11 protein-coding genes are annotated in these 13,431 nt (G+C 53.8%); 8 read left to right on the top strand and 3 right to left on the bottom strand.

Annotation, left to right across the window (positions count from 1 at the left end; translation table 11 throughout):
- Positions 1 to 11 precede the first annotated feature (11 nt).
- The gene (locus F1728_RS09355) at positions 12 to 1,064 is read right to left on the bottom strand and encodes a reverse transcriptase family protein (protein ID WP_155363881.1); all 1,053 of its coding nucleotides are present in this window, start codon (positions 1,062 to 1,064) and stop codon (positions 12 to 14) included.
- Positions 1,065 to 1,832: 768 nt separating this feature from the next.
- On the opposite strand from F1728_RS09355, the gene F1728_RS09350 reads away from it, so the two are divergent.
- A complete protein-coding gene (locus F1728_RS09350) occupies positions 1,833 to 2,528 on the top strand; it encodes a M50 family metallopeptidase (protein WP_145181154.1) in 696 nt (231 codons plus the stop codon).
- A gap of 24 nt (positions 2,529 to 2,552) precedes the next feature.
- Here F1728_RS09350 and F1728_RS09345 read toward each other — a convergent pair whose 3' ends face one another.
- Both F1728_RS09345 and F1728_RS09340 read right to left on the bottom strand, forming a co-directional pair.
- Entirely contained in the window at positions 2,553 to 3,905 is a 1,353-nt protein-coding gene (locus F1728_RS09345; protein WP_155363880.1) for an enolase C-terminal domain-like protein, read from the bottom strand.
- Positions 3,906 to 4,103: 198 nt separating this feature from the next.
- On the bottom strand, positions 4,104 to 5,474 hold the full coding sequence (locus F1728_RS09340; RefSeq protein ID WP_155363879.1) for an ATP-grasp domain-containing protein: 1,371 nt from the start codon (positions 5,472 to 5,474) through the stop codon (positions 4,104 to 4,106).
- A 216-nt stretch (positions 5,475 to 5,690) separates the two neighbouring features.
- On the opposite strand from F1728_RS09340, the gene fae reads away from it, so the two are divergent.
- The 7 genes from fae to F1728_RS09305 all read left to right on the top strand — a co-directional run bounded on the left by fae (position 5,691) and on the right by F1728_RS09305 (position 13,341).
- Entirely contained in the window at positions 5,691 to 6,188 is a 498-nt protein-coding gene (gene fae / locus F1728_RS09335) for a formaldehyde-activating enzyme (RefSeq protein ID WP_155363878.1), read from the top strand.
- Positions 6,189 to 6,290: 102 nt separating this feature from the next.
- On the top strand, positions 6,291 to 7,154 hold the full coding sequence (locus F1728_RS09330; protein ID WP_155363877.1) for an NADP-dependent methylenetetrahydromethanopterin/methylenetetrahydrofolate dehydrogenase: 864 nt from the start codon (positions 6,291 to 6,293) through the stop codon (positions 7,152 to 7,154).
- A 145-nt stretch (positions 7,155 to 7,299) separates the two neighbouring features.
- Positions 7,300 to 7,893: an RNA polymerase sigma factor gene (locus tag F1728_RS09325; protein ID WP_155363876.1), complete on the top strand. Its 594-nt coding sequence runs from the start codon at positions 7,300 to 7,302 to the stop codon at positions 7,891 to 7,893.
- Positions 7,890 to 8,510, top strand: coding sequence for a hypothetical protein (locus tag F1728_RS09320; protein WP_155363875.1), 621 nt, complete (start codon positions 7,890 to 7,892; stop codon positions 8,508 to 8,510). The genes F1728_RS09325 and F1728_RS09320 overlap by 4 nt, the downstream gene beginning before the upstream one ends.
- A 402-nt stretch (positions 8,511 to 8,912) precedes the next feature.
- Entirely contained in the window at positions 8,913 to 11,591 is a 2,679-nt protein-coding gene (locus F1728_RS09315) for a BamA/OMP85 family outer membrane protein (protein ID WP_228030586.1), read from the top strand.
- Positions 11,592 to 11,698: 107 nt separating this feature from the next.
- On the top strand, positions 11,699 to 12,313 hold the full coding sequence (locus tag F1728_RS09310) for a DUF447 domain-containing protein (RefSeq protein ID WP_228030583.1): 615 nt from the start codon (positions 11,699 to 11,701) through the stop codon (positions 12,311 to 12,313).
- 44 nt (positions 12,314 to 12,357) lie between these two features.
- On the top strand, positions 12,358 to 13,341 hold the full coding sequence (locus tag F1728_RS09305; RefSeq protein WP_155363874.1) for a beta-ribofuranosylaminobenzene 5'-phosphate synthase family protein: 984 nt from the start codon (positions 12,358 to 12,360) through the stop codon (positions 13,339 to 13,341).
- The last annotated feature ends 90 nt before the right edge of the window (positions 13,342 to 13,431 follow it).

Genomic DNA, 13,431 nt, shown 5'->3' with positions numbered 1-13,431 from the left:
GCGTGTTGCGCTTACCAGCGAATCTGTTCGTAGAGATGCAGTAACCGCTGACCACGATTCGGGTTGAGCTGCTGCACGTGAGCGATTTTGCCCCGCAGATGATTAGCAAAATCAGGATGTTGTTCCCGGTTTTGTGTTTCCGGACCCTGGCGGATGCAATTTGTGAGAATCGCTTTCAGACGGTCAAATTCCTTGCGGGAGACATTCGTGTGTTCGTTCACAACAACGCCCGTGACGGTCTGCCGCTGATTATTTCTGATCACCCGCCGTTTCGATAAATTAACCTGAAAGCGTTCCGAACGGATCACCTGCTGGACCAGCGGGATAAACACCTTCAGCGAACGCAAAAATGCTTCCGACCCTGAGAAGGTCAAATCGTCTGCATAGCGTGTGTAATCCGCTCCAAAGGATCGTGCCAGTCCCGACAGTCGTACGTCCAGAGAGTAGGCTGACAGATTCGCCAGAGCAGGGGACGTTGGTGCGCCCTGTGGCAGGTGACGTGGCAGATAGGGGAGCAGCGGTCGCAGTGTCCCATCGGGAAAGGGCAGGTTCGCCGGGATCGCTGAAGTCGTCAGACGTGCCAGCCAGAGGGCGGCTTCCCGGCAGTAACCCAGACTGCGAAAAATCGAAACCACGCGCGAGAACTTCACGTTCGCATAGAAGTTTTCCAGATCGAATTTCAACACGACCCGTTTGCCTGCATGCGGTCGGGCATTGGTCACGGGCGAATGCCCCGAGACAAAACCGTGGGCACTATGGTGCATGGGGATCCGGCTTAAGATTTCCTGCTGGATCTGCTGCTGCGCCATTTTGATGAACGGTCGCGGCGCTTCAATCAGCCGAAACCCGTTCCGTTTGGGCAACCAGTGATAAGTGTAATGCGACTCCTTTACATCTTCCGGACCGTCGCTGTGATTGTAACGATGTGTCAGCCAGGCGAGTTTCCCCAGTGGAATTTCCAGCCACTGTGCCAGTTCCAATGGCGTCGCGAACTGAGGCAGTTCATGGCGACTCAGCTGCGCTGCATCCGTGTCCTGGGTCATGTCAAAATAATGACCGGTCATGGCACCGTAGCGGGCCAGCTCGTAGGGGGGCGCAGGGACCTCTTCAATATTATACTCAGTCCGTGGTCGTCTCTTGGGATAGCGGAGCGGATGCAGACGGACGGGGCGTCGCTTCTGAGGTGGTTCGTGGGGGCCGGCTCAGGGACAGGATCGGGAGCCGCTGCCTGACCGGAGCGGTCGGGAGGGGACCCGAAGAGCTGGCGAATAAAATCAAATAAGCCCATTCGAATAACCTGGAGTCAGTTCAATGCTATGCGGATCAAAAGCGGGTCAGCGCAAAACAATGGCCAGCGGGCCGCACAACCCATCCTGTGACGAAGTGTTGCAACGAAAACGGTCTTTCGTTGCGACACTTCACCTGTCGTAGTCTGGTCAATTCTTCTCCCGCGGGGTATCCCCGCAGTGCTCTGAGAAATCGGTCAGGATTCATTCAGAGTCAGAGCTTGTGCGACCCACTGCCCATCTGACTGCAAATCGTATCCTTTTCGTGAGATGCGTCAATGTTAAGTCCGTTGAATTCAGGTCTCACCCTGATTTTTCGTGCAGGAAATCTGTACCCTAAACTATGTCGACCGGGTCAAATACAGTCAATTTGTCCGATTTTGGACTTCCAAACTGCAATTGCCCTGTTTTCAGGACCTGACTACAGTGCCGCCGCCGGTCCGGACCATGCAGGAGTGCATTTCTGTTGACCAGTCGATATGCTGTCCTCTAAACCGGATTGAAACTTCCATTCCGGAATCAATACAACAATAGAAAGTGAAGCTGATGCTGGGAAATGTTGCTCCCACAGAATTTGATTTACGTTTTTCCATATTTGGCATTCCGATCCGCGTGCATCCACTGTTCTGGGTTGTGGCCGCCTTCATGGGCTGGAATCCGGATGATCTGAAATTTACCTGGATCTGGATCGCCTGCGTATTCGTCTCCATCCTGGTTCACGAACTGGGACACGCCATCATGGCGAAAATATTCGGCTGGCCGCCACAGATTATCCTCTACCATTTTGGCGGGCTGGCCGTCTATCAGCCATATTCGGGGCTCACCACACAACGCTCGATCATCATTTCCGCCGCTGGCCCGATGGCCGGGTTCATCCTGTTCGGCATCGTGTGGGTCTTCCGCTATTACTCGATCCGCTTCGGCCTCTGGGACGGATTCAGCCCACAGGCGCGAGGGTATATAGGCCTCGCCTTTTATGATCTGATCTTTATCAACCTCTACTGGGGGTTGATCAATCTGGCACCGGTACTCCCTCTGGATGGCGGACACATCTGCGAGGATATCTGCAAGTCGGTCAAACGTTACCGGGGCGATATCCTGGCGCTGCAGATCTCGATGGTCGTTGCCGGCGGTCTTGCCGTTTATTTTTTTTCACAGCATATGCGTTACGCGGGAATCATGTTTGCACTGTTCGGCGTATTCAACTTCCAGATGTACCAGCAGCGCAACCGGTCCTGGTAAGACGAGAGTTACGCTGAGAGTAGCTTAGAAGCCCAGTCCGTCTCCGTTCAGCTCACCGGTCTTTACTGTACCATCGGTGAGTTTGAACATCCCGGGATAGGAGCGGGTCCATTTCTTGTTCGGTCCCGGACAGTACTGCCGTCCGTTGCCTTCAATCGCTGCAACCGTGGGAATACGGGCGGCCAGGCTTGCGGAGTGCAGGAACGAATAACCGCAGCAGGTCAGGTCCTGCACGCAGAGGAACATATCGAACTTCTGAGCAGCAGCCCCGAGGAACAGCGATTCAGTCTGCCCCTTGCAGGCTTTGAGTGCCACGCCGGAATAACCCAGATCGCGGCTCAAGAGCAGCGATTCGTAGTCGACCAGCGATTCATCGATCACCACCGGTTTGATCTTGGCGGCTTCGTGCATTTTATTCTCAGGATTGGCTTTGAGATCCCGATTGGTCGGCTGTTCGATGTATTGCACCCGATCAAAGGCAGCCGGGGACTGCTCCCGAACTTTGTTCAGAAAGTCCAGTACGTAATCGACGTTCTCACACTTTTCGTTGAAGTCGAGCGAGTAGCACCAGGTATCCTGACCCCGTTCGGCCTGGGCCTTGGCGGCTTCATTTTCGACCGCGATCACACGACTGATGTCCCAGTCCAGATTGTCCCCCGACAGCTTGATCTTGAGGTGCGTCAAACCGTCGGCCTTGATCCATTCGCCCAGGGTTTCCGGCAGGCCATCGTCGATCCGCTCGGAGACGTCAGCTTCGGTAATTGGATCGAGGGCTCCTACCAGGTGGTAAAGAGGCAGTGTCGGTTTAGGATCGCGGAGCGTGTACTGGTCCAGGTATTCGCCGGCAAACTGATCGTCCAGGTATTCGGTCAGGTCATGCGCCATGTACTCAGCAGACAGACCGTTGTAGCTGTTAATATGATTTGCCCGACCGAAACCATCGTGAATGGCGGCGTCCAGGGGGCTGGATGCGACCAGTTGCGCCAGTTCCGGAATCTCTTCCGCCAGTCCCAGCTTCTTGGCAATTTTCTTGGCCATGAAGTGATATTCAGCGGAAATGTGATACATCAGGTCGATGGGATGAGCGATTTCCGGGCAGATGTTGGCGATTTCCACCGCTTCTTCCAGAAACTCGATCATCGCTTTCAGTGCATCTTCAGGACTGACCACGCTGGAAGGCCAGGCCCAGATATTCCCGGCCGGCATACTGCCGATTCCGATGCCCTGTTTTCCTGAGCGTGTTTCAACGATCACTTCCACGTTCAGCAGCACGCTGCTGTCCATCACCCGACCACCAAATTTCAGGGGCGTGCGAAAGGGAACTTGTTCCGTTGAAAATTTTGCCTCAACAATTTTGATGTCTGTTGACTTGGCCATCGGTCCTGACTTTTTCCTTCATGCTGCTTGATGAACCGGAACGGTCGATCATCTGTGAAATATTATGTCGTCTGTTTGAACGCTGAGACTGGAGTCGTTTCAGAGAAAACCAGACACGCAAGTATCGACTATACCCGGCCCGGAAGACCTTGCAAACTCAATCCGAAACGCGGAACGCGATTGAAATTGATTTTATAGTCAATCGGGAGATTCTTCAAGAAACGAAAGTCCTCCCGGGACGCTTGAGAAAAAACGTGAAAAAAACAGATTTTCCGGTTCCTTTACTGTTCCCGGGCTGGTATGCGGATTGTCACCTGCCTCTTCCGGCAATTCCCCTGATGCCAGTAACTGCTGATATTTGTTGACCCGCCTCGCCAGGACCTGCAGGCTTTCCCGGGGATTCTTGCCCGTCCCATACACCGAACAGAACGGCGTTCCTTGAGGGATGAAAGTACCGGGATAGGGAAGATCGGCGCTTTCGGGGATCGCATAACAATCGTCCGGAAGGCCCGAGAAACGAATCTCAGGAGCCGTCCGGTCCCGCTGGGCATACAGAATTCCTTTTGCGATTTGCTGAAATGGCTCTCGGAAGGCCCGTTCGAGTTCTGTCTCTAACTCACCAGCGGCATCCGGCTCTGCTGCAGGATCTGCAAACGAGCGACAGGCTTTTATATGCCAGCCTAATAGCGGAATCCGGTACTGCAGCTCAAACAGTTCCGTCAGCCCGGTATACCTCGGGTTGACCTCGGTCAGCCAGAGCGGTTCCCCGTCCTCCGGGTTCCCGATCAGGTCACAACCAAACAGCCCCTGAATCCCACAACCCCGGGCGACGGTGGTGCCCAGTTCTTCGAGATCGGAACGCACACCATCGGGGACCGGCGAGATAGTCACGCCGCCACAGAACTGAAATGCAGCAGCCCCCAGTGACGGGTTTCCACACAACTGTAGCGACACTCCGACCAGAACGACTGCTTCCGGAAAGGCGATAAACAGCGCCGACAAGGGGGCCCCCGCTTGATACCGCTGCAGATAACAGTCGCCAGCAGGTTCGCTTTCTACAAGTACTTCATCCATGAAATGAATCCCCTGGCCGGCAGCACTCTCGAGTGGCTTCAGGAGCCAGTTTTCCACATCGGCAGGTTTCGCTTCCACAGGCAGACAGGAGGACATGCGGATCGAATTATCGGACAGCAACGTCTGTAAAAAAAACGGATCTCGTACCCGACTCAGACAGTCAGGATCGCAACCTCTTAGAGTGTGCTGCGCGCTGATCTGCGCGATCAGTTCGCTTTGGTTCTCCACAGCACCCGTAAAGATCCATTCCATTGGTTCCAGGGCAGCCAGTTCGTGCAGCCAGTCATTTGGTGCAGATGTCCGGGGAATCACACGGGCCAGGGTATGCAAATCCTGGTCTCCGAACTGATCGACACACACGGGACGCATGCCCGCACGAAGCGCAGAGGCCGCAGCTGCGCGCGTACTGGCACCTACAATCAGCAGTTTTGCTGCGTCGGTTTCGGAATGTGTAAATTGGATATTCATGAGTGTGGGATCGGGGCCTGGGGACATGATAATTTTATGAGGATTTAAACTGAATGTCAGCCGTTTACTGGCAATCCCGTTCTTAAATTGTTATTACTTGATACAGGCTACGAATGATCCAAGGCGAACCTGACTTTCTCAGTTTGTTTCGCCGTCCGTTCAGGACTGCGGTATTCGTGATCCGTTTTCAAATTGTGCTGAAAGCATATCGAAGCAAACCTCATATGAAATGGAGAACGAAGAATGTCTATGTTTGTCGGTGAGTCACTTGTCGGTGAAGGTAATGAAGTTGCTCATATCGATCTGTTGATTGGTGACAAAAACGGCCCTGTCGGGGCTGCCTTTGCAAACGCCCTGTCCAGCCAGAAAATGGGTCACAGCAACCTGCTGGCTGTTCTGACACCCAACCTGGCCGTTAAGCCCGCCACCGTCATGGTTACCAAAGTAACCATCAAAGGTGCCAAGCAGGCCGTTCAGATGTTTGGTCCTGCTCAGTACGCTGTTGCCAAAGCTGTTGCAGACAGCGTTGAAGCTGGCGTGATCCCCAAAGATCAATGCGAAGACCTGGTCATCGTCTGTGGCGTCTTCATCCACTGGGAAGCTGACGACGACAAGAAGATCTTCGATTACAACTACGAAGCCACCAAAGAAGCCATCGCACGGGCCATGAAGAATGAGCCTTCTGTTGATGAAATGATCGCCAAGAAGAGTGAAGCATCTCACCCCTTCTACGCCGGCTGATCATTCCGCTCAAAGTGGATAGATCGAATTCAGACCCCTGTTCGCATCGAACAGGGGTTTTTCCATTTGTCAGTTTCGCATTGATCAGGTTGCAGAACTCTCATGAAAAAAATACTGATTCAACTGGATTCCAGTCAGCATGCCAGCACGTTTGATCGCGTCGTCGCCATTGATGCCGGCGTGGATGAATTGATGAGCTATCACGAAGTGACTCCCGTCAACGTCGAAGCACTCGTGCATGGTGCCATGTTTACCCGCGGACCGGAAGATCTCAAAAATACCGCACTCTTCATCGGCGGCAGTGATACCCATTCGGGTGAAAACCTGCTGCGAAAAGTTCAGGAAACATTTTTTGGACCCGTGCGGGTTTCGGTCATGATGGATTCCAATGGCTGCAATACCACCGCGGCTGCAGCCGTGCTCGCAGCAGGCAAGCATCTCGATTTCTCCGAAACCAAAGCGCTGGTGCTCGGCGGCACTGGCCCCGTCGGTCTCCGCGCGGCACAACTGCTGGCCCGTCGTGGCGCTGAAGTGGTCCTCGCCTCCCGCTCGGAAGAACGAGCCCAGGCTGCCTGTGATGCGATTGCCGGACTCGTCGAAGACGCCCGGGTGCAACCACTGTCTCTTAAAGACCACAAACAACTGGAAGCCGTCAACCAGGGGACCAGCCTGATCATCGCTGCCGGAGCAGCCGGCGTAAAACTGCTCCCCGCAGCCTGCTGGAAACCACTGAAGAATCTCAAGGTTGTCATCGACTTAAACGCAGTTCCACCTGCCGGCATCGAAGACGTCGACGTCATGGACAAGGCCACTGAGCGGGACGGGAAAATCTGTTACGGTGCTATCGGGGTCGGCGGGACTAAGATGAAAATTCACAAGGCCGCCATCCGTAAACTCTTCGAAGCCAATGATCTCATTCTCGATACCGAAGAGATCTATCAGATCGGCGTCGAACTGCAGTCTTGACTCCAGTTCATTTTCACTCCAGATTCGAGAGTTCCGGTTGCATCGTAGTGACTCTTGCCGCTAAAATCAGGAACGGAGCTGTGTGGATTTCCGCACAGGTCATTCCTCCCTTTTCGGCCGTTTTACTTCGGTAACCTGGTAAGCCATGAATCAGAAACTGGACGATGCTGCCATCATGAAGCGCGTCTGTGCAGGAGAATATCTCCTGTTCGACGAACTCGTGTTGCGCTATAGTCAGCGTCTGTTACGCTTCGCCTGGAGCAAATACGGGAACCAATGTGCTGCGGAGGACCTCGTGCAGGAAGCATTCCTGGCTGCCTATGCGGCCAGGGAAACTTACAATCCTGCCTTTGCCTTTTCAACCTGGCTCTGGACGATTTTCCTGAACCTCTGTCGTCGGCATTACAAGCGGGAAATGAAGCAACCCCGCGAAGTCGTGCGGTCTGCATTGGGAACCAGTGAAGAAATCAGGATTCCCGAGCCCAGTTCGACCGAAACACCCCTGCAGACCGCTCTCAGAACCGAGCAGTTTGAACTGCTGGTGGCTTACCTGGCTGATCTGCCGGAAGTCCAGGCGGATGCACTCCGTCTGCGGTTTTTTGGAGGGCTGAAATTCTCTGAAATCGCTCTGACGATGGAATGCAGTCTTTCGGCTGCAAAAATACGTGTGAAAAATGGATTGCTTCAACTCGCTCAGCGTTTTTCTGAAGAGACCCCTTCAGAAGGAGAAGTCTCATGAATTGTGACGAAGCTTTTGAATTAATGACTCATCCTGCGGACTATAACTGTGACGAACTGCAGTGGCACCTGCAGATGTGTCCCCGTTGTCGGCAGATGCAGGAAACGCTCGCGCCCGCGCTGACGTCGTTCCAGAAACTCTCAGACAGGAATGATCTCTCTGAAGAAGAGCTGGCCTTGTTCGACGCCCATTTTACACACCAGAGTGATTCTCAAAATGACACCGGCTTTACGTCTGGTGGAAAACCGTTCCTCTCGCCGGAGGCCGTACGGATTGCTGAACAGGCGGCAACCCGGTTGAGCGCTGAAGTTGGACTCAGCCAGCCGAGTACCGAAGTCTCACCGGCAATCATCCAGCGCAAACGAATGCTGCAGGCCGCCCTGGTGCTGTTCGTCGGTTTCGTTCTGGGCTGGGGAATTTCCATGGATGTTCCTTCCGAGAAGATGCCCGTGGGAGCAGCAGCCAGCCTGCCTGCTCAGGAGCCCTGCCTCTGGATCGCCCAGCGGGATCAGAACATCAACAGTGAGCAGCAGAAGTCGACCCGCAGCACGAAAGCATCGGCCCACAGCGTCGTCCTCTCCTGTGTTGCCTGCCACCTGCAGTCTTCTGCCGACTAGCTCGAACTCTTCGCTTTGACCAGCTTCTCCAGATTCCTGAAATAGTGGTCGAAAACCCTTCTGCGCTGCGGATATTCCGCGTGGTTTTGTAACTCTTACACGCTTCAAACTCTGCCTGCGTAATTTTTTCTCTACGAACCCGTCAAATCTGAATGACGCCGGGAAACTCGTCTTGCGGCTGTTTTCGTTTTCCGTTATTTGTACGCAACCCACTTCGAATTAGAGGGTAACTTTCCTGTCTTTCAGTCCCGTTTCTCAAATCCTCTCTGAGTCACCGGGACAATGAAAAAGTGATTTCCAACCTGTCACAAGAATGTGAACCTCATATCTTTTCTCGCAATATTTACAATTGGATCTGACATGATAAGAGGTGTCTCGTCTGACACCAGATGCGGCAACGCATTGCGATTGGCTCTAAGCCTGATCCTGGTACAGATAATAATCTTCGGAGACTGCATCAACGGAATCATTCCGCTGATTGATTCTGTTAGCGCGCAGGAACCACAGAAGCGTTCTATCGATCTGAATCAGTCAATCTTTGATGTCCGCGTCGAAGGCAACGAATCAATTCCTGCACTCGCCATTCTCCAGAAAACGAAAATTCAACGTGGCCGTCCCGCCACACGCGACATGGTTCTTGAAGACGTCCGCCTGCTGTTTGCCACGCGCTGGTTCGCCAGTGTGGTTCCCGTGTATCGTCAGACCGAACAGGGACTGGTGCTCGTATATAAAGTCAAAGAACGTCCCATCGTGGAAAAGGTAGAATTCCGCGGCTATAAAAAAATCAAAATCAAACGCCTGCAGGCAACCACCGGTTTGAAGGTGGGTTCGCCTTTCGATATCGCTGCCAACCAGGAATCCGTTAACCGTATCAAGCAGCTCTACGTCGAACGGGGTTACCGGTTCGCTGAAGTAAAACTGCTCAAAGGGGGAGACCCCAATGACCGCGAAGTCATCTTTGAAATCAAAGAAGGCCCCAAGGTCGTCGTTTCCGGTATTAAGTTCCGCGGCAATAAGTTCGTCAGCGACGGCGTGCTGAAGACCAAGCTGCAGACGAAAAAAGCACCGCTGGGAATGAGCTTCTTCGGCGGTAAGTATGATCCTGCCACGATTCAGGACGACCTGATTTCTCTCAAACAGTACTACAATGGCCTGGGATTCTTTGATGTCAAAATCGATGAGAAAGTCGGTTACAACAAAGATAAATCCCGCGTGCAGGTCGAATACACGATCAACGAAGGCAAACGTTACAAAATTCGCGATATCATGATTGAAGGCAATCGCATCTTCTCGGAAGAAGAGATCCGCGAAGATATCAAACTCGCTGCAGGCGAATACTTCAACAGCCGCACCCTGGCCACCGACGTGGAAAAACTTTCGGAACGCTACGGCGAACTGGGACACCTGTTTGCCAAGGTGACACCGCAGCCCCGTTTCCTCGAAGCCCCCGGTGAAGTCGATCTGGTTTACAGCATCAATGAAGACAAACCTTATCGCATCCGTAAAATTACCGCCCATATTTCCGGCGATAACCCCCGTACAAAAAGTTCAGTTCTCTTGAACCCGATGATGGTAGCACCCGGCGATCTGGCCAATCAGCGTCTGATTGCCAAGAGTAAGCGCCGCATTGAAGGTAACCAGGTCTTCCAGAAAGGACCTCAGGATGGACCACGCATCAATGTGACACGCGTCAATCCAGAGCGGGAAATGCTGGCCAGCCGCGAAAACGATGTTCTGCGGGGACAGAATGCAGATGAGCAGCAGGTCCAGAAATTACGTTATCCTAATCTCAAGTATCGCAGCCAGACTTACAAGCAACCTGCTCCTCAGCAGAATCAGGATCTGTTTGAAGGTATCAAAACCGAGCCCGTTTCTTATCAGTCGCCTCAGCGGACAGGACAGATCTTCCGCGGGCAGAACTATGATAACGGTATTCCGGAACCACTGAACCCGCTGTTTGGGGAAAGCCCCCTCGGCGATCCGATGGGTACCGAGTTTCCTCAGCAGCAACCTGGCTGGGTCGACCTGGATGTCTATGCTTCTGAAAGCCGTACCGGACGTCTGATGTTCGGCGTGGGTGTGAACAGTAACGCCGGTGTGGTCGGTTCGATCGTCCTGCAGGAAGAAAACTTTGATATTCTCCGTCCTCCGCGCAGTATGGAAGATATTCTCGATGGTACTGCCTGGCGTGGTGGCGGACAGCGGTTCCGTGCTGAAGCGGTTCCCGGTGACCAGGTCAGCCGTTACCTCGTTAACTGGACCGATCCCTACTTTCTGGATACCAACTTCAGTCTGGGTGTCAGCGGTTTCTACTTCACCCGTTACTATACCGACTGGGACGAACAACGTGTTGGCGGTCGTTTCTCTCTGGGCCGTCAGTTGACTCAGGAATGGTCGATCAACACCCAGTACCGTCTGGAAGACGTCAAACTGTATAACCCACGTACTCCCACCCCCGCCATCGTGCAGGCGTCTGTGGGGGACAACCTGCTGAATACTTTCCGCATCTCGCTGAACCACGACACGCGTGACGCCGCGTTCCTGCCAGCCGAAGGTCACCTGCTGGAATGGGCGGCTGAACAGGCAGTGGGCGATTACACTTACAGTCGCCTCGAAGCCAACGGCAGCCAGTACTTCACGTTGTATAAGCGACCGGATGGCGGCGGACGTCACATCCTCTCGCTGAGTGCACAGCTCGGCTGGACCGATACTGATACCCCGGTCTTCGAACGTTACTATGCCGGTGGTTTCCAGACCTTCCGCGGCTTCGAATTCCGTGGTGTGACTCCCCGCGAAAACGGCATCGCCATCGGTGGTCGCTGGAGCTTCCTGGGTAGTGCACAGTACATGATGCCGATTACCGCAGACGAAATGATTCAGATGGTCTTCTTCAGTGACTTCGGTACAGTGGAAGAAGATGTTTCACTGGATCAGTTCCGTGTCTCTGTCGGTGCCGGTCTGCGACTCACGGTGCCCGCCATGGGCCCGGTTCCAGTCGCACTGGACTTCTCTGTGCCTCTTGCCAAAGAAACATTCGACCAGACACAGGTCTTCAGCTTCTACGTCGGATTCACTCGCTAAGTCGAATGTTTCCCACGCAGGTCTGACAGCGCTGTTCCCGTCGATCTCACGCAATTGGTGCAGCCACTGGTTTCCCCTCCGTCGCTTTCTGAACTATGATAGGGTCTGTGAAAAAACATCGGATCCCGGCAGAAGGCACATTGAAAATGATTCTGGAAGGCATGGTCACCAGTCGCAATCAGGAGGGCGAGTATAATCTCGCGCCGATGGGGCCGCTGGTTGATCAGGAAATGACCCAACTCGTCTTGCGTCCCTTCCAGACTTCACGGACATACCAGAATCTGAAAGAGACCCGTTGTGGTGTCTTTCACGTTGTCGATGATGTGCTGCTCCTCACAAAAGCCGCCATCGGTCGATTGGAGTCAATGCCGGAAACATTTCCCGCAGAACGGATCGAAGGAGCCGTACTCCAATCCGCCTGTCGCTGGTATGAATTCGAGATCGAATCGATTGATGATTCTGACCTGCGGACCGTCATGCAGGCCCGGGTTGTGCACCAGGGCCGCATTCGTGACTTCTTCGGTCTCAATCGGGCAAAGCACGCCGTCCTCGAGGCCGCCATCCTGGCCACGCGTACGCATCTGATCCCACAGGCCGAGTTATTACAGCAGTATGAGTCACTCGCCGAAATCGTGTGTAAAACCGCCGGTCCTACAGAAACAGAAGCCTTCCGTTTACTGGAAGAATATGTCACCAGAGCGTATGCTGAGTTGCAGTCTTAAATCGTCTTATCCACACTCACGCCAGCTCGGAAATCAGATTCGCCATGTCACCTGAAGTGATCGTTACCACCGGAAGCCGTCTGCACTGGGGACTGCTTTCGCTCGCCCCCCGCACCGGGCGCGAATTTGGTGGGCTGGGTCTGATGGTGGAAGAACCCAGGCTGGTGCTCTCCGTGAGATCTGCTTCCTCGCAGAAAGATCAGATTTCGGGTAGTACTGGCAACGCTGCGAAAATTCAGACCGCGCTGCAGGTGCTCCGAACCAGTTCTCCAGACTGGTTCGGCGATCACTGTTTTGAGATCACGCTCCAGTCTGAAATCCCCCAGCACTCCGGTTTCGGCTCCGGGACACAGCTCAGTCTCGCAGTGGCCCGTGGACTGGCAGCACTCATGGACCAAGACGAACTTTCATCGGTCGAACTGGCTCAACTTGTCGATCGTGGTGCACGGTCTGCCCTGGGGGTTTATGGTTTCGACAAGGGGGGATTTCTCATCGAAGCGGGAAAACGGGACTCCGCTGATATCAGTCCCCTCGTGTTTCAGGCTCGCTTTCCGGAACAGTGGCGGATCCTCTTAATCACCCCGCAGGACCAGGCTGGCATCTCGGGAGCCGTCGAAGCCGATGCCATTCAGCAGCTGGGGCCGATGCCAGACACGTTGACGGAAAAGCTCTGTCGTCTGGCGCTGATGCAGCTGGCACCAGCGGTCCTGGAACAGAATATTTCAGAGTTCGCCAGTAGCCTGACAGAATTCGGACATTTAGTCGGTGAATTCTTTGCACCGGTCCAGGGGGGCGTTCTGGCTCATCCCCGGATGCGGGAACTGGAGCAACTACTGCTCTCACAAGGAGTTGAGGGCATCGCCCAGACCTCCTGGGGGCCGACATTATCTGTAATCTGTCCTGCTGAGGCAGAAGCAGAGAGTCTCTCAAGTCTAATTAAGTCAGCAGGTTACGGCGAAGAATCTCTGACTCGTATCGTCAAACCGTTGAATCAGGGCGCCACACTCGAACACCGGAAATCGGTCTGAACTTTGGATTTTGATTGTGAAGTTTCAGAAACAGGTTGAATTCTCTGTGAGGATTTCTTCGACTATAGTCGAGGGCTGGTATAATATTTC

This window comes from Gimesia benthica, from assembly GCF_009720525.1.
Taxonomy (GTDB): domain Bacteria; phylum Planctomycetota; class Planctomycetia; order Planctomycetales; family Planctomycetaceae; genus Gimesia; species Gimesia benthica.
This window is presented reverse-complemented; position numbering and strand designations above follow the sequence as displayed.